The organism is Geodermatophilus sp. URMC 64 (genome assembly GCF_053502555.1).
The window spans coordinates 2264352-2280869 of sequence record NZ_CP199955.1; the positions used below are offsets into that span (position 1 = coordinate 2264352).

At 73.9% G+C, this 16518-nt stretch carries 15 protein-coding genes; 9 read left to right on the forward strand and 6 right to left on the reverse strand.

Features of this window, described 5'->3' with window-relative positions; genetic code table 11:
• Positions 1-76: 76 nt before the first annotated feature.
• The 7 genes from ACWIYF_RS11115 to ACWIYF_RS11145 all read left to right on the forward strand — a co-directional run bounded on the left by ACWIYF_RS11115 (position 77) and on the right by ACWIYF_RS11145 (position 8003).
• The gene (locus ACWIYF_RS11115) at positions 77-2101 is read left to right on the forward strand and encodes an ABC transporter permease (RefSeq protein ID WP_448628189.1); all 2025 of its coding nucleotides are present in this window, start codon (positions 77-79) and stop codon (positions 2099-2101) included.
• Positions 2094-2864: an ABC transporter ATP-binding protein gene (locus ACWIYF_RS11120; protein ID WP_448628190.1), complete on the forward strand. Its 771-nt coding sequence runs from the start codon at positions 2094-2096 to the stop codon at positions 2862-2864. The genes ACWIYF_RS11115 and ACWIYF_RS11120 overlap by 8 nt, the downstream gene beginning before the upstream one ends.
• Positions 2857-3639, forward strand: coding sequence for an ABC transporter ATP-binding protein (locus tag ACWIYF_RS11125; RefSeq protein WP_448628191.1), 783 nt, complete (start codon positions 2857-2859; stop codon positions 3637-3639). The genes ACWIYF_RS11120 and ACWIYF_RS11125 overlap by 8 nt, the downstream gene beginning before the upstream one ends.
• A 35-nt stretch (positions 3640-3674) precedes the next feature.
• Positions 3675-4526, forward strand: coding sequence for an alpha/beta fold hydrolase (locus ACWIYF_RS11130; RefSeq protein WP_448628192.1), 852 nt, complete (start codon positions 3675-3677; stop codon positions 4524-4526).
• Positions 4527-4704: 178 nt separating this feature from the next.
• Positions 4705-5952: an ABC transporter substrate-binding protein gene (locus tag ACWIYF_RS11135; protein ID WP_448628193.1), complete on the forward strand. Its 1248-nt coding sequence runs from the start codon at positions 4705-4707 to the stop codon at positions 5950-5952.
• An 84-nt stretch (positions 5953-6036) separates the two neighbouring features.
• Positions 6037-7578 (forward strand): class I adenylate-forming enzyme family protein, encoded by a 1542-nt coding sequence (locus ACWIYF_RS11140; RefSeq protein ID WP_448628194.1) that lies wholly within the window; start codon positions 6037-6039, stop codon positions 7576-7578.
• 203 nt (positions 7579-7781) lie between these two features.
• Complete coding sequence (locus tag ACWIYF_RS11145; RefSeq protein ID WP_448628195.1) at positions 7782-8003, forward strand: hypothetical protein; 222 nt, start codon at positions 7782-7784, stop codon at positions 8001-8003.
• A gap of 26 nt (positions 8004-8029) precedes the next feature.
• Here the strand turns inward: ACWIYF_RS11145 and ACWIYF_RS11150 are convergent, their stop codons facing one another.
• The 6 genes from ACWIYF_RS11150 to ACWIYF_RS11175 all read right to left on the reverse strand — a co-directional run bounded on the left by ACWIYF_RS11150 (position 8030) and on the right by ACWIYF_RS11175 (position 13080).
• Entirely contained in the window at positions 8030-8623 is a 594-nt protein-coding gene (locus ACWIYF_RS11150) for a dihydrofolate reductase family protein (protein ID WP_448628196.1), read from the reverse strand.
• A 116-nt stretch (positions 8624-8739) separates the two neighbouring features.
• Complete coding sequence (locus ACWIYF_RS11155; RefSeq protein ID WP_448628197.1) at positions 8740-9645, reverse strand: SDR family NAD(P)-dependent oxidoreductase; 906 nt, start codon at positions 9643-9645, stop codon at positions 8740-8742.
• Positions 9642-10343, reverse strand: coding sequence for a TetR/AcrR family transcriptional regulator (locus ACWIYF_RS11160; RefSeq protein WP_448628198.1), 702 nt, complete (start codon positions 10341-10343; stop codon positions 9642-9644). Before ACWIYF_RS11160 ends, ACWIYF_RS11155 begins: the two co-directional genes overlap by 4 nt.
• Positions 10331-10780, reverse strand: coding sequence for a MaoC family dehydratase (locus tag ACWIYF_RS11165; protein WP_448628199.1), 450 nt, complete (start codon positions 10778-10780; stop codon positions 10331-10333). The genes ACWIYF_RS11160 and ACWIYF_RS11165 overlap by 13 nt, the downstream gene beginning before the upstream one ends.
• 45 nt (positions 10781-10825) lie before the next feature.
• Positions 10826-12103: an MFS transporter gene (locus ACWIYF_RS11170; RefSeq protein ID WP_448628200.1), complete on the reverse strand. Its 1278-nt coding sequence runs from the start codon at positions 12101-12103 to the stop codon at positions 10826-10828.
• A gap of 8 nt (positions 12104-12111) precedes the next feature.
• The gene (locus tag ACWIYF_RS11175) at positions 12112-13080 is read right to left on the reverse strand and encodes an NAD(P)H-dependent flavin oxidoreductase (RefSeq protein WP_448628201.1); all 969 of its coding nucleotides are present in this window, start codon (positions 13078-13080) and stop codon (positions 12112-12114) included.
• Positions 13081-13269: 189 nt separating this feature from the next.
• Here ACWIYF_RS11175 and ACWIYF_RS11180 point away from each other — a divergent pair, with 189 nt between their 5' ends.
• Together ACWIYF_RS11180 and ACWIYF_RS11185 are read left to right on the forward strand one after the other, a co-directional pair.
• Entirely contained in the window at positions 13270-13989 is a 720-nt protein-coding gene (locus ACWIYF_RS11180; protein ID WP_448628202.1) for a TetR/AcrR family transcriptional regulator, read from the forward strand.
• A gap of 68 nt (positions 13990-14057) precedes the next feature.
• Positions 14058-16454, forward strand: a complete 2397-nt coding sequence (locus ACWIYF_RS11185) for a CoA transferase (RefSeq protein ID WP_448628203.1) — start codon at positions 14058-14060, stop codon at positions 16452-16454.
• Positions 16455-16518: the final 64 nt, after the last annotated feature.

Sequence of the window (16518 nt, forward strand, 5' to 3'; positions counted from 1 at the left end):
GACAGCCGGCCGCCCGCTTACCTGACCGTGACGTCAACCAAGTGTTCCTGAGCCCCGCCGAATCCCGGAGTTCCCGATGACCACGCTGATCGAATTCGCCGCGCTCGGACTGGGGCTCGGCGCGGTGTATGTCGGCCTGTCGACGGGGCTGCTGCTCGTCTACCGCGCCACCGGGATCATCAACTTCGCCCAGGGCGCCATGGCCATGTGGGGCGCCTACGTCTTCGCCAAGCTCGTCGACGACGGCGAGCTGATCCTGCCGATCGGCACGCTGTACTTCCCGGAGCCGCCCGGCGTCGCGCTGTCCCTGCTCATCGGGCTGGTCAACGCGTTCCTGCTGGGCGTCATCGCCCACTACCTGGTGTTCCGCCCGGTGCGGCGGGCGCCGGCGCTGGCCCAGGTCGTGGTGTCCATCGGCCTGATGGTCACGCTGCAGGCGCTGGCGGTCATCCGCTTCGGCCCCAACAGCCTGCACGTCGACAACTTCCTGCCGGAGGGCGACCTCGCGGTGGGCGGCCTCGAGCTGCCGGTCCGCGAGCTCGTGATGGCCGCGGTCATGGTGGTGCTGGCCGCCCTCGTCTGGGCCTACCTGCGGTTCACCCACAGCGGCCGGGCCACCCGCGCCGCGGCGGAGAACGAGCGCGGCGCCGTCCTCATGGGCTTCTCGGCCGACCGGCTGGCGCTGATCGCCCTCGTCATGGGCTCGCTGGTCAGCACGGTGGCGGTCATGCTCGGCGGCGTCCTCACCGGCCTCTCCCCGACCAACTACACCCTGCTGGTCGTCCCGGCCCTCGCCGTCGTCCTGGTCGCCAAGCTCGAGTCGATCTGGCTCGGCGTCGCCGGCGCCCTCGCGCTGGGCGTCTTCCAGTCCGAGCTCTCGCTGCTGTCGACCCGCAGCTGGTGGCCCACGTGGGCGCAGTCGGGCCTGGACCAGGTGCTGCCCTTCCTGGTCGTCATGGTGATCCTGTTCGCCTTCGGCAAGCGGCTGCCCGCCCGCGGCACCCTGCAGATGGTCCGGCTGCCCGACGTGGTGATCCCGCGGATCGTCCCGTGGAAGGCGGCGGCGCTGATCGCCGTGGCGGTGCTGTGCCTGGTGTTCTTCAACCCGACCTACCGGTTCGGGCTGACCACCTCGCTGATCGTGGCGATGCTCGCGCTGTCCTACGTGGTCATCACCGGGTTCCTCGGGCAGATCTCGCTGGCCCAGTCGGCGTTCGCCGGGGCGGCCGGCTTCACCCTCTCCAAGCTCACGACCGCGTGGGACGTGCCCTTCCCGCTGGCGATCCTGGCCTGCGCGCTGGTGGCCGCCGTCCTCGGCATGCTCGTCGCGCTGCCCGCCTTCCGGATCCGCGGGGTGCAGCTGGCGATCGTCACCATCGCCGCGGCGTTGGCGATCGAGCGGTTCGTGTTCGACAACTACAGCCTCACGCCGGCCACCGGGAACCCGATCGGCCGTCCCACCCTGTTCGGGCTGGACTTCGCCGTCCGGTCCGGGCGTGACCTGTCCCGGCTGTCGTTCTCCCTGATGGTCCTGGTGGTGCTGGTCCTCGTCGTCCTGCTCTTCGTTCGGATCGGCCGGGGCGACACCGGGCGGGCGTTCCTCGCGGTGCGGGCCAACGAGCGGGCGGCCGCCTCCGCCGGCATCGACGTCCGCCGCACGAAGCTGATCGGCTTCGGCCTGTCGGCCTTCATCGCGGGCATCGCCGGCTGCCTGATCGGCTACAGCCAGGGGCAGCTGTCGGCGGAGTCGTTCTCGGTGGTGGTCGGCCTGACCATCCTCGCCGTCGCCTACCTCGGCGGGATCACCTCGTTCGGCGGCGCCCTCGTCGCCGGCGTCCTCGGCCCGCTGGGGCTGGTCTACACCGCGCTGCACCAGTGGTTCGACCTCGGCAACGCGTACGCGCTGATCACCGGCATCGGCCTGATCACCACGGCGATCCTCAACCCGTCCGGCATCGCGGGGGAGACCCGCCACCAGGTCGAGTGGCTCTCGCGCAAGCTGCGCCGCGGGTGGCGGACCGAGCCGGACCGACCACCGGCGGAGGCCGCCGCCGAGCCCGCCCGTCCCGTCGAGACCCCGAGGATGACCACCGGTGTCTGAGCACTCCGCAGGGCTGCGCACCGAGCGGCTGACGGTCCGCTACGGCGGCGTGGTCGCCAACTCCGACGTCTCGCTGACCGTCGAGCCCGGGCAGGTGGTGGGCCTGATCGGGCCCAACGGCGCCGGCAAGACCACCTTCGTGGACGCCGTCACCGGCTTCACCGCCTCCACGGGGGAGGTGTGGCTGGGCGACCGGCGGATCGACGGGCTGGCGCCGCACAAGCGCCGCGAGATCGGCCTGACCCGGACCTGGCAGTCGGGGGAGCTGTTCGGCAACCTCACCGTCGCCGAGAACATCCTCGTGGCGGCGCGGCCGGGCGGTGTGGCGGCGCTCTGGCGTGACGTGTTCGGCCGCCGCGCCCGGAGCGGCGACGAGATCGTCGCCCGCGCCCTGGCCGCCGTCGGCCTCGAGGGCGTCGCCGGCTCGCTCGCCCGCGACCTGACCCTGGGCCAGCAGAAGCTGGTCGGCGTCGCCCGGGCGCTGGCCGGACGGTGCGAGCTGCTGCTGCTCGACGAGCCCGCTGCGGGGCTCGACTCGCACGAGAGCCTCGAGTTCGCCACGCGCGTGCGCAGCATCGCCGAGCAGGGCCCCGGGATCCTGCTCATCGACCACGACATGTCCCTCGTGCTCGGCGTCTGCGACGTCGTCTACGTGCTCGAGTTCGGCCGGCTGATCTTCTCCGGCAAGCCGGACGCCGCCCGGACCGATCCGGCCGTCGTCGCCGCCTACCTCGGAGTCCCCATGGAGACCGCCGATGTCTGATCCCGCCCGCTCCACGACCCCGACCGCCGAGCCGGTGCTCAGCGTCCAGGGGCTGACCGCCGGCTACAACCGGGTGCCGGCCATCCGCGACCTCAGCTTCGACCTCACCCCCGGCGAGGTGGTCGCGATGCTGGGACCCAACGGCGCCGGCAAGACGACGTCGCTGCTGGCGATGGTCGGCCTCGTGCCGCTGATGTCCGGGTCGGTGACCGCGCTCGGGACGGCGGTGGACGCCAAGCGACCGCACAAGCTGGCCCGCCGCGGCGTGCTGCTGGTGCCCGACGACCGCGGCGTCTTCTACGGCCTCACGGTGCGCGACCACTTCCGGCTGGCCGCCCGCAAGGCCGACCCCGGGCGCGAGGAGGCGGTGCTCGACCGGTTCCCCGCCCTGCGTGGCCTCCTGGGCCGCAAGGTGGGGCTGTGCTCCGGTGGCGAGCAGCAGATGCTCACCATCGCCAAGGCGCTGCTCGGCCGGCCCAAGGTGCTGATGATCGACGAGATGAGCCTCGGCCTCGCGCCGAAGATCGTCCAGGAGATGCTGCCCTCGATCCGCGACCTGGCGAAGGAGGAGGGCATCGGCGTCGTCCTCGTCGAGCAGCACATCGAGCTCGCGCTGTCCGTGGCCGACCGGGGCATCATCCTCAACCACGGGCGCGTGGTGCTGCAGGGCGGCGCCCGCGACCTGCTGGCCCGCCGGGAGCAGGTCGAGGCCGCCTACTTCGGCGCCGACGAGTTCGCCGACACCGACGCCGAGGCCGGCGTCTTCGTCTCCTGAGCGGTCTGCCGGGGGGACCGGCCGAGCGGGGGACCGTGCCGGTCGACGGCACCCCCGTCGCCTGGGAGCGGTGGCCGTCGCCGGGCGGGCTCCCGCTCGTGCTGGTGCACGGCACGTCCGCCCACGCCGGCTGGTGGCACTCCACCGTCCCGGCGCTGCGCGGCGACTTCGACGTGGTCGCCGTCGACCTCTCGGGGCACGGGGACAGCGGCCGGCGGGCGAGCTACTCGATGGCGGGCTGGGCCGAGGAGGTGCTGGCGGTCGTCGACGGCGTCTGCGGCGGCCGGGCGCTCGTGGCCGGCCACAGCATCGGCGGGCTCGTGGCGGCCGGCGCCGCCGCTCGTTCCCCGGACGCGGTCGCGGCGCTGGTGCTCGCCGACTCCATCGTGGAGCCCCCGGACCGGCCGGCGGACGTCGCGGTGCGGCGGCGCGTCACCCGGGTGTACCCGTCGGTGGCCGAGGCCGTGGCCCGGTTCCGCCTGGAGCCGCCGCAGCCGGTGGCCGACCGGACCGTGCTCGACTACGTCGCGGCCCGGTCGCTCCGCGAGGTGGCCGGCGGCTGGGCCTGGAAGGTCGACCCGGCGATCTGGGACGTCGTCGCGCGGCCCGAGGGGCTCACCGACGCCCTCGCCAGGGTGCGGTGCCCGGTCGCCGTCGTCCGCGGCGAGCACAGCTCGCTGGTGGGGGAGGACGCCGCGGCCGCCCTCGCCCGGCTGTGGGGCCGGCCGGTGCCGCAGTACACCGTGGCGGGGGCCCACCACCACCTGATGCTGGACCGGGGCGACGCCTTCACCGGCTGCCTGCTGGCCGCCCTCGGCGACGTGCGGCGGCTCCTCGCGGACGACGCCGGCGGCCCTGGCGCCGGGCCCTCGGCCCTGGCCGGCTGAGCCCGGTCCGAGTCCGGACCAGCGGCCCGGATCGTTCCGGATCACGGCACGGACACGGTCTGAATCGACCATTGACGTCAGCGTCACTTTCGACCAAGCTGCCGACTGTGACGTCAACCACGGAGGTTGGCGCCGGGCATCGACCGCAGCGCCCCAGCGACTCGAAGGAGAGTCATCCATGAAGCGATTGACGACAGGCGCCGGAGCCGCGGCCGCCGCCGTGCTGCTCCTCGCCTCGGCGTGCAGCAAGCCGGAGGCGAGCGCCGACAGCAGCGGCGGCCTCGAGGGGGACCCGCTCACCATCGGCGTGCAGTCCCTGGACACCGGCGCGGTGGCCTACCCGCAGAGCACCTACGGGGCGGAGGCCGCCGAGTGGTACGTCAACAACAAGCTGGGTGGCATCAACGGCCGGCCCCTGGAGCTGGACGTCTGCTCCGGCGACGGCACGCCGGAGACCGGCGTCAGCTGCGCCAACCACTTCGTGACCAGTGACGCCCCGGTCGTCTTCGACGCCTACGACGGCACGAGCATCGGCGCGATGGTGCCGATCCTGTCCGAGGCGAAGATCCCGATCGTGGGCCTGCTCGCCGGCCAGGGCGTCGCCGAGGCGGCCCCGTACGGCACCGCCTACTACTTCTCCGGCCCGCTGGAGACCAGCGCGCTGGGCATGGTGACGGCGCTGGCCAACGACGGCGCCAAGACCGCCGCGCTCGCCGTGACCGACGCTCCGTCCTCGCACGGCTACGTCGACGCGCTGGTCAAGCCCCTGGGCGCCGAGCTCGGCGTCGACGTGACCGGTGTCTACACCACGGTGGACAACCTCAACTACCAGGTGCTGGCGCAGACCGAGCTGGCCAGCGACCCCGACGTCGCCGGTGTCATCGCGCTGCCCGAGGAGGCCTGCACCGGGCTGGTCCAGGCGATCAAGCAGTCCGGCTTCGAGGGCACGACGTTCATGGGCTCCTGCTCGCAGTTCATCGACGAGCTGGGCGGTGACGCCGAGGGCGCCATCGTGCAGCCGCGGCTGTGGGTGCCGCTGTCCCGGGACAACGCGCCGGAGGGTGTGCAGAAGCAGCTCGACGAGTTCGCCGAGGCCATGGAGGCGGTCGGGTACGAGGACGAGCAGAGCGCGCGCTCGCTGTACTCGTTCGCGGGGATCATCAACCTGGCGAACATCCTCTCCGGCATCGACGGGGAGATCACCGCGGACTCGGTCAACCAGGCGATGCAGGCGGTCAAGGACTTCCAGACCTACCTGGGCCCGAAGGTGACCTGCGACGGCGAGCAGTGGCCCGGCCGCCCGGGCGCCTGCAGCCACGAGGCGATCTTCTTCCAGGTCCAGGACGACGGCACCCTGGCCCCGGTCAACGAGGATGGCTTCATCGAGCTCGACACCTCGGTCGCCGAGCGCGCGATCAGCGGCTGAGCCCACTGGTCCCCGGGGCCGGCATCGCGCCGGTCCCGGGGACCGTCCCCTTTTCCCGCTCGTCCCGCCCTCGGAGGTCTCCCGGTGACGTCGTCCCCGTGGCCGATCGGCCAGCTCTTCGCCCACGCCGCGCGGCGGTGGCCGGACCGGCTGTGCTGGGTGGCGACCGACGGCCGCGGCCGCACCTTCCGCGAGGTGAACGAGCGGATCAACCGGCTGTGCGACGCCCTGGCCGCCCGCGGCGTGCGCACGGGCACCCGGATCGCGCTGCTGGACACCGACTCCTTCGACTACGCCGAGCTGCTCGGCGCGTGCTTCAAGCTGGGCGCCACGTACGTCCCGGTGAACTACCGGCTGGCGCCCTTCGAGATCGAGAACATCCTCGGGCGGGCCGAGCCGGAGTGGTTCTTCGTGGGCGGGCGCTACGTCGAGACGGCGCGGTCGGTGGTGAAGACCCTGCCCGGCGACTGCCGGCTGTGGTCGCTGGACGGTTCCCTCGAGGACGACGTCGAGGTCCTGGTGGCCGAGGGCCGCGACGTCGAGCCGCAGGTGGCGCTCGGGGACGACGACGTCCTCGGGATCATGTTCACCAGCGGCACGACCGGGCTGCCGAAGGGCGTCGTGCAGTCCCACCGCATGCTCAAGACGATGATGTGGCTGGGCGGGGAGACCCGGCCGCGGCCCGGCGCCGTCCGCTACACCGCCTCGCCGATCTTCCACATCGCCGGCTGGGTGATCGTGTTCGTCCAGGCGGCGCACGGCGCCACGTCGCTCATCCATCCGCAGTTCGACGCGGAGGTGGTCGCCGAGGCGATCGGCTCGGGCCTGCTCACCGGCGCCTTCCTGGTGCCGACGATGATCCAGCAGGTGCTCGAGGTCGACCGCGGCCCCGGCGAGCACGAGCGGCTCGACACCCTCCAGTACGGGTCGGCGCCGATGCCGCCCAGCCTGCTGCGGCGGGCGCTGCAGCGGTGGCCGGACTGCGACTTCTGGAACCTGTTCGGCGCGGGCACCGAGTCCGGCCTGCAGACCCTGCTGCGGCCCGACGACCACCGCCGCGCGCTGGCCGGCGAGGAGCACCTGCTGGGGTCGGTGGGCCAGCCGATCCTCGGCGTCGACCTGCGGATCCTCGACGACGACGGCACCGAGTGCCCGCCGGGCGTCGTCGGCCACATCGCCGCGCGGACCGACAGCGTGATGACCGGCTACCTCGACATGCCGGAGCTGACCGCCACGGCGCTGCACGACGGGTACTTCTTCGGCGGCGACCGCGGCTGGCTGGACGAGGAGGGCTACCTGTTCCTCGGCGGGCGCAGCCGGGACATGATCGTCCGCGGTGGCGAGAACATCTACGTCGCCGAGGTGGAGGCGGTGCTCACCGACGTCCCGGGCGTCGCCGACGCCGCCGTCGTCGGCCGGCCGGACGAGTCGTGGGGCGAGGTCGTCGTGGCCTTCGTCGAGCACCGCGAGGCGCCCGCGCCGGCGGTTGCCGAGCTCGAGGCGATGTGCCGCTCGCGGTTGGCCGGCTACAAGGTGCCGGTCGAGTACCACGTGCTGCCGGCCCTGCCGCGCAATCCCACGGGCAAGGTGCGCAAGAACGAGCTGCTCGCGCTCGTCGACGGCTGACCCGCGCGACGGGCCGAGATGGTCGTGGACGGTGCATCGAGGCGCGACCCGCGGCGGACCTCGGACCTCCGCAGTGGGAGTGACCTGCGGGACGCTGCTCGCGCGCCCTACGCTCGCCTGGTGCGTCCGGCGAGGGCACGATCACGCTGTTCTGCGATGCGGCGCCGATCGCGTTCGTCAGCCCGAGTGGCCAGGAGGCAGCCGTGACGATCCGGTGGCTGACCGACGCGGACCGGGCAGAGCTGGCGCGTCGCAGGCGCGAGTGCCTGGAGCGGGACGAGTTGTTCTGGCTCTACTGCCGATGGCTCGACGAGCGCGCCGGGCACCCCGGGGGAGTGCTCCCGGTCCCGCCGTTGCCGCCGGAGACGGCGGCGCGGCTGCTGGAGCTGCTGCGGCAGCAGAACGCCGTCGACTCGCCCGGGTGAGCGACCCGAAGGCCCCCCCGGCCGGGCTAGCGCGTCACGCGGTGGCGGAGGTAGACGATCCCCGAGCTGAAGGGGCGGGTCTCGACCAGTTCGAGATCCACCCGGCGTCCGCGCTGGGGATGGAAGGGGATGCCACCACCGACCAGCACCGGGTACACCCTGGCCCGATACTCGTCGATCAGATCCGATGCCGCAGCCTCGGCGGCGAGCGTCGCGCCGCCGATCGCGATGTCGCCGTCCCCGGGCGCGGCTCGCAGCCGCTCGATCTCCTCCGCCAGGCTGCCAGAGGCCAGGCGGGCATTGCCCTGCACCGCTGACAGCGTCGTCGAGAACACCACCTTGGGCAGCGCCTTCCACAGCGCGGCGAACTCGAGGCGTAAGCCCGCGGCGATCCCGGCCTGCTCGAACAGCTCGTCGAGCGACGGATCCTGCTCGGCGGTCTCCCAGTACAGCATCGACTCGTAGAGCCGCCGTCCCAGGATGTGCACCCCGACCTCTTTCAGCTGGTCGGTGGCGAAGCCGAAGAGGTCCTTGTCGGGTGCCGTCCAGTTGAAGGTGCCGTCCGGCCCGACGACGTAGCCGTCGAGGGAGACGCCCATGGAATAGGTCACCCTGCGCATCACGATCGCTCCTCGGTGTCAGCCCTGCCCGTACGACCGCCGCATGCCGCAGGACTCATCGCACCTCACCGGTCGGGGCGAGCGTGGCCGGTGACGGCACTGCCCCGCGTCGCCGGCTACGAGCGGCCGTTGCGCTCGGCGATCGCCAGGAGGCGGGCGAGCGCGTCGTTCGACGTCGGGAAGGGCGTGCCGGTGTCGACGCCGGCGAGTGTGTCGACCACCGCGGCGACGCCGTCGTCGTCGGCCGGCAGCTCCTCGAGGTCGGACTCCACGACCTGCACGCGCGCCACCCGGCCGCCGCCCACCTCGAGGACGAGACCGCTCTGCCGGCACCGTTCCGACACGAGGTGCGCGACGACGGGGGGGACCAGGTCCGGTGCCAGCCCGCGCAGCGCCGCCTCGGGCAGCAGCGGCTCCGTCATGCGGGTCGCGGCCACCGGCGCGATCGCGTTCACCAGCACGCCGGCGCGGGCGCCCTCCTGCGCGAGCACGTTGACCAGGCCGACCAGGCCCATCTTCGCCGCGGCGTAGTTGGCCTGCCCGAACTGGCCGTACAGCCCGCTGGCCGAGCTGGTGAGGACGACGCGGCCCGAGCCCGACGCCGTCAGTGCAGGCCACGCCGCCTTCGCGCAGTACGCGGCCGCCGACAGGTGCACCCGGACGACGGCGTCGAAGTCCTCCAGCGCCATCTTGGCGAACGTGCGGTCGCGCAGGATGCCGGCGTTGGCCACGAGCGCATCCAGCCGGCCGAACGCCTCCAGCGCCGCGTCGACGGCCGCCTGCGCGCCCTCGTGCGTGGCGACGTCGGCGCTCACGGCCGCCGCGGTGCCCCCGGCGGCCTGGATCTCCGCGGCGACCGCCTCGGCGACGGAGGAGTCCCCGCCGCGGCCGTCGAGTTCGGCGCCGGTGTCGTCGACGACCACGGCCGCGCCCCGGGCGGCGAGCGCCAGCGCGTGCGCGCGGCCCAGCCCGCGACCCCCGCCGGTGACCAGGACGACGCGGTCGTCCAGCTCGCCGCTCACGCCCGCCCCGCCGGCCGCGGCGGCTCCGGCTCGCGCAGCCCGAGGGCCCGCGCCCACACCAGCGTCATCGTGGCGATGAGGGCCTCCTCGTCGAAGTCCTTGCCCAGGTTCAGCCACACCCAGCAGGTGTGGTCCACCATCGAGCCGAGCACCTCCGAGGCCAGCCACGGGTCGAGGTCCGGGTCGATCAGCCCCTGGGCCTGCTGCATCCGGATGCCGTGCGCGGTGCGGGCGACGAAGGCCTCGCGCACCGACAGCCGCAGCGCGGCGACCTCCGGCGTCGACTGACCCAGCTGGGCGACCACCACGACCAGGCGCGCCTCGGCCCGGTACGCGGCGACGAACCGGCGCATCGCACGCTCGATCTGCTCGTGCACCGACGCCGGGCGCGGACCCTCCGGCTTGAGCGCGGCGATCATGCGGGCCGCCAGCTCGGCGGCCACCTCGCGGAAGATCGCGTCCTTGGAGTCGTAGTACGTGTAGAAGGTGCCCTGGCTGACGCCGGCCTCCTCGGCGATGTCGGCGACCCGGGCGTCGAGGAACCCCTGCCGCTCGAACACCCGCCGCGCGGCCTCGAGCAGCTCGGCCTTGCGGGCGTGCCCGCGGCCGGTCTGCGGGCCGGCGTTGCGCCGCAGCTGCTGCTCCGGACCCGGGCCGACCCCGACCGACGCGGCGGCGGGCCGCATCAGGCCAGCCACACGATCGTGTCCTCGGCGACGCAGGCCGGCTTCCCGGCGCCCTCGACCTCGACCGTGACACCGAACGTGGCCTTGGTGCCGCCCTCGACCGGGGCGGTGCGCAGGAGCGTCACGCGGCCGCGGATGCGGCTGCCCACCGGCACCGGCGCGGTGAAGCGCACCTTCTCGAAGCCGTAGTGCAGCCCGTAGGTGGCGGTCACCGACACGACCTCGCCGATCATCACCGGCACCAGCGAGAGCGTGAGCATGCCGTGCGCGATCGTGCCGCCGTACGGCCCGGCCGCCGCGCGCTCACGGTCGACGTGGATCCACTGGTGGTCGTCGGTGGTGTCGGCGAAGGCGTCGACCCGGTCCTGCGCGATCTCGCGCCACGGGCTGACGCCGAGGTCCTCGCCCTCGGCGGCCAGGAGTTCGTGCACGTCCTGGAACGAGCGCATGGTCGCCTCCCGGGTGCGGACAATCGGTGGGCAGACAGTACCTCTTTACCTGACGTTGACGTCAAGTACGGACGGCTCCGGTGCACCAGCCGGCCGGGTGCGGCGGGCCGCGGTCAGCAGGAGGACGAGCAGCACCGAGCCGGCGGCCGCCGAGCAGGCCGCGGCGGCCATCGCCCACTGGTAGCTGCCCGACCCGGTGCGCACCGCGCCGACGACGAGCGGGCCGAAGGCCATGCCGCCGCTGACGCCGAGGTTGGACAGCGCCAGGATGCGCCCGAACGAGCGGGCGCCGAACCGCTCGGCCACGAGCAGCGGGTGGAGCACCTGCATGTTGCCGATGGTCAGCCCGAACGTCGCCGTGCAGATGACGACGGCGGCCGTCGACGGCGCGGCACCGATGCCGAGGGTCGCCACGCACTGCAGGCCCAGAAGCACCGCCGTGGTGACGGTCAGCCGCACCCGGCCGAGCACCGCCGAGCCCAGCACCCGGCCGGCGAGGCTGGCCAGCGCCATGACGCTCACCGCGGCCGCCGCGACCACGGCGTCGATCCGCTCGGTGACGGCGTTGAACAGGTGGGACAGCGTGCCCACCTGGCCGAGCATGCCGAGCGTCAGGGCCGCGGTCGCCACCCAGAACCAGCCGGTGCGCAGCGCCTGCCCGACGCCCTCCCCGCCGTCGGTGAGGGGCGGGGGCGGCGCCGGGTCGCCGTCCGGCCAGGCGCCCCGGGACTCGGGTCCGGGACGGACGAAGGCGAGCGTCACCGGGACGACGCCGACGACGTAGGCGCCGGCCAGCCACGGGGCCGCCCCCGCGACGCCGAGCGACTGCACGAGCGCGGCGATCGGCGGTGTGAGCACCGCACCGCCGAGCGGCAGCCCGGTGAAGGCCAGCGACATCGCCACGGCCCGCCGCCGGGTGAACCAGCGGGCGATCAGCGCGCTCGCCGGGATCGTGCCGGTGGCGGCGAAGCCGACGCCGAGTGCGGCATAGGCGAGGACGAGCTGCCCCGGCGTCCGCACCGAGCCGAGCGCCCACAGCGCCGCGCCGGCGAGCACGGCACCGGCGCAGAGCACCCAGCGCACGTCCGCCCGGTCCAGCAGGGCGGCCACCCCGACGCCCGCGACGCCGCCGACGAGCAGGAAAGCGCTCGTCGCCACGGACACCGTGGCCAGCGAGAACGCGCGCGGCCCGCGGGTGAGCGCCTCGAGGTAGACCGACACCCCGTAGAACGAGATGCCGACGGTGACCGCCAGCACCACCCCGAGGGCGGCCACGACCGCCCAGCCGTAGTACGGACGGCGCAGCCGCACCGTCCCGGCCACGCGCGGGCTCAGGCCGGGACGGCGGTGGGGACGGCGCGGGGTGCGTCGCCGAGATGGCGCGCCGCGAGCTGCTCCAGCAGCTCCTCGAACTCGGCCATCGTGCGCCGGACGATCTCGCCGACCGGCAGGATCTCGCCGATCCGGCCGGCCACCTGGCCCAGCTGCTGCAGCGAGGCCCCGAGGTCGCCGCCCTCGTAGGTGTCGCGCACCTTCAGCAGCAGCGGGACCGGGTCGGTCAGGTCGGCCTCCACCTGGCTGACCAGGTCGGTGCGCAGCACCCGCATGGGCTTGCGGTTGTGCCGGTTGAGCAGCACCGTGTCGGTCTCGGTGGCCCGGACGACGGCGTCCTTCACGTTGCCGTGGACGCCGGACTCCAGGGAGGCGAGCATCCGGGTCCCCATCTGCACGCCCTCGGCGCCGAGCGCGAACGCGGCGAGCATCGAGGCGCCGTCGACCATGCCGCCGGCCGCGACGACCGGCACGTCCAGCGACCGGGTGATCATCGGCAGCAGCACCATCGAGGCGACCTCGTGCGGGCTCTTGAAGCCGGCGCCCTCGACGCCCTCCACGACCAGGCCGTCGACGCCGGCGTCGACGGCCTTGCGCGCGGCGTGCAGCGTCGGGACGACGTGGAAGACGATGAGCCCGGCGTCCTTGAGCAGCGGCGTGTACCTCTCCGGCGAGCCGGCCGACGTGGTGACGAACCGGATCCCGGCGTCCACCACGACGTCGACGACGGCCGGGTCCTTGGCGAAGGCGATCGGGATGTTGACCCCGATCGGCCTGTCGGTCAGGTCCTGCGTGCGGGCGATGTCGGCGCGGACCTGCTCGACGGCGAGGGAGCCGGGGACGAGCCCCATGCCGCCGGCCTCGGAGACGGCCGCGACCAGGTCCGGCCGCGCCACCCAGCCCATGGGCGCGGAGAGGATGGGGACGTCAATCCCGAGCAACTTAGTGACGCGGGTGTCACTTTTCATGCTCGGCACGGTAGCGTGGTTCGGCGTCGTCGGTTCGTGACGTGGGTCACAAAGCACGGGCTCACCCGATGGGAGGCCGGTCGCGCTCGCGGCCAGGTGCGGACGGGTGTGGATCGTTACCATCGCGGGCGATCCGCGCGACGATGGGCGCGCGCACACGTGCATGTCGGCAGGAGGGAGGGACGGGTCGTGGTCGCACCTCGTTCCCACGGCGCCGGGGCCGTGCCCAGCATCGGTCAGCAGGAGCGCCGGGAGACCGGTCCCCTCACGGGGAAGGGGCAGGCGCGCAAGGCCGCCCTGCTCGACGCCGCCGCCCGCGTCTTCGAGCGCCGCGGCTTCCTCGACACCCGCGTCGCCGACATCGTCGCCGAGGCGAAGGTCGCCCAGGGCACCTTCTACACGTACTTCGACTCGAAGGACGCCGTCTTCCAGGCGGTCGCCACCCGCGTCGTCGGCGAGATGCTCGTCGCGCTGCACGGCGACCACCCGAGCGCCGGTGCGACCGCGTACGAGCGAGCCTTCGCCGCGATGGAGCGCTTCGTCGACGCCTACCGGCCGCGGGCGCGGATCATCGCCCTCATCGAGCAGGTCGGCACGTTCACGCCGGAGCTGAAGACCCTGCGGCTGCAGGTCCGCGAGGCGTTCGTCGACCGGGCCGCCCGCGGCATCGCCCACCAGCAGGAGCAGGGCATCGCCGATCCCTCGCTGGACCCGGTGCTCACCGCCGAGGTCCTCGGCGCCATGGTCGACCACGTCTGCTACGTCTGGATGAACCTCGGCAAGGACTTCGACCGCGACGCGCTGCTGGAGATGCTGACGCTGGTCTGGATCCGCGCCATCGGCGCCGACGAGCCGGCCCGCGAGCGGGCCGCGGCGAAGGCGCGGCCCGAGGCCGTCCCCTCCGCCTGATCCCGGCGCGGGCGTTCCCGCCCGGCCCCTCCGGCAGGTACCGTCGCGCCCGTCGGAGGGAATTGACGATGGAGTCAACTGACGGGCTGCCGCTCGCCGGGATCCGGGTGCTCGAGTGCGGGGACGCGCTGGCCGCCGCCTACGCCGGCCGGCTGCTGTGCGACCTCGGCGCCGAGGTGGTGAAGGTCGAGCCGGTCGCCGGTGACCCGCTGCGCTCGCTCGGCCCGTTCGTCGCGGGGATCCCCAACCGGGACCTGTCCGCGTCGGCGGCCTACTTCCACGCCGGCAAGCGGTCGGTGGTGGTCGCGCCGCCGGACGACCCCGAGCTCGAGCGCCTGGTGGGCCGGGCCGACGTCGTCCTGCGCAGCACGAGGGACGGCGCCGACTGGGTCCCCGACGACCTGCTCGACCGGCGCGGCGACGACCTGCTCGTCGTCGACCTGTCCACGTTCGGCCGGGTGGGGCGCTCCGGGCCGCACCCGACCGACGACCTGCTCGCGCTGGCCGTCGGCGGGCTGCTGGCGGTCAACACGTGGAGCCTGTCCGACCCCGATGCCGGGCCGCTGCGCTACCGCGGCGAGCTGGCCTCGGTGCACGCCGCGTGCGGCGGTGTGCTGGCCCTGCTCGGCGCGCTGGTCGAACGCGACCGCAGCGGCCGCGGCCAGCGCATCGACGTCTCGGCGCAGGCGGCGGTCAGCAGCGTGCTGGCCACCGCGCTGTCCCGGTACGGCTACACCGGCAGCCTGCCCGCCCGGCAGGGCACCCGCAGCGTCGGGCCGTGGGGCTTCTACGACTGCGCCGACGGCGTCGTCCTCATCCAGTGCACCAAGGACGAGGAGTACCGCCGGCTCGTCCAGCTGCTGGGCGACCCCGAGTGGGGCGGCCTGGAGATCTTCGCGACGATGGCCGACCGCGACGCCAACTCCGACGTCCTCGACGTCTTCCTCGGCGAGGCGCTGGCCGGCTGGTCCCTGGCCGACTTCCTCGCCGCCGCGCACGCCGGCCGCGTCCCGGCCGCGCCGGTGCACTCCGGCGCCGACGTCCTCGCGTGGGACCACCTCCGCGAGCGCGACTCGCTGCGCCCCGTGCGGCTCACCGACGGCAGCCGCTCGGCGGAGCTGCCGGTCCCCGGCCCGGCCTGGCGGTTCGGCGGCGGCGGGCCGGCCCCGCGCGGTCCGGCCCCGCGGCTGGGCGAGGCCGCGGCCGGGCAGCTGTGGGCCGAGGCGCCGGCGCCGCGGCACCAGGGGCGCCCGCCGGCGCGGCGGCCGCTGGAGGGGGTGCGGGTCCTCGACCTGACGTGGGTGTGGGCCGGCCCGTTCTCGACGATGCAGCTGGCGCACCTGGGCGCCGAGGTGATCCGGATCGAGACCACCACCCGGGTCGACGTCACCCGGCTGCTGCCGCCGTACGCCGACGACGTCCCCGGCATCGACCGCTCCGGCTACTTCAACCAGTACAACCAGGGCAAGAAGAGCGTCGCGCTCAACCTGCGCGAGCAGCGCGGCATGGACCTGCTGCGCCGGCTGGTGGCCACCGCGGACGTCGTCGTGGACAACATGGCCGCCGGTGCCCTGGCCCGGATGGGCCTGCCCTGGGAGCAGATGCGCGCGCTCAACCCGCGGATCGTCGCCGTCTCCATGACCGGCTTCGGCGAGACCGGGCCCTACGCCGGCCACATGGCCTACGGCTCGCTCATCGACGCGCTGTCGGGGACCGCCGCGGCCAACGGCCCGGTCGCCGGCGGACCCGCCGACTTCGTCATGTCCCTGCCCGACCCGATGGCCGGCGTCCACACGGCGATCGCCACCGTGGCGGCCGTGCGGCAGGCGCGCCTGACCGGCGTGGGCACGCGGGTCGAGACCGCGATGCTCGAGGCCTGCCTCGCCGCGTTCCCGTGGCCGGTGCTGCACGCCGCCGTCGGCTCGGCGGTGCCGGTCATCGGCAACCGCGACGAGGAGCGCAGCCCGCACGGGGTCTACCGCTGCAGCGGGGACGACGAGTGGCTCGCCGTCGCCGTCGAGGACGACGCCCAGTGGGCCGCGCTGGCGACGGTGATCGGCGGGCCGGCGCTGGCGGCGGATCCCCGCTTCGCCGACCTGCGCGCGCGGCGGGTGCACGAGGACGCGCTCGACGCCGTCGTGGGGGAGTGGGCGGCCGGCCAGGACGCGGCCAAGGCCGCCGACGCGCTGCGCGCTGCCGGGGTGCCGGCCGAGCACGTGCTGCACGTCGACGAGGTCTACCGCTCCGAACCGCTGCTCGCGCGCGGGCACTTCACCCGCCACGACCACCCGGAGATCGGCCCGCGGACGCTGCCCGGCGTGCCCTGGGTGACCTCGCTGTCGGACATGACGCCGGCGGCCGCCGCGCCCGCGCTCGGCCAGCACACCCGCGAGGTGCTCGCCGGCGTGCTGGGGCTCGACGACGCCGCGATCGACGAGCTGGTGCGGGCCGGCGTGACGGTGTGACGCCGGATACAAAAAAATCAGCCGATGGACTGATTCTCTTGCTACGCTCGCTCCGCATCCGTCT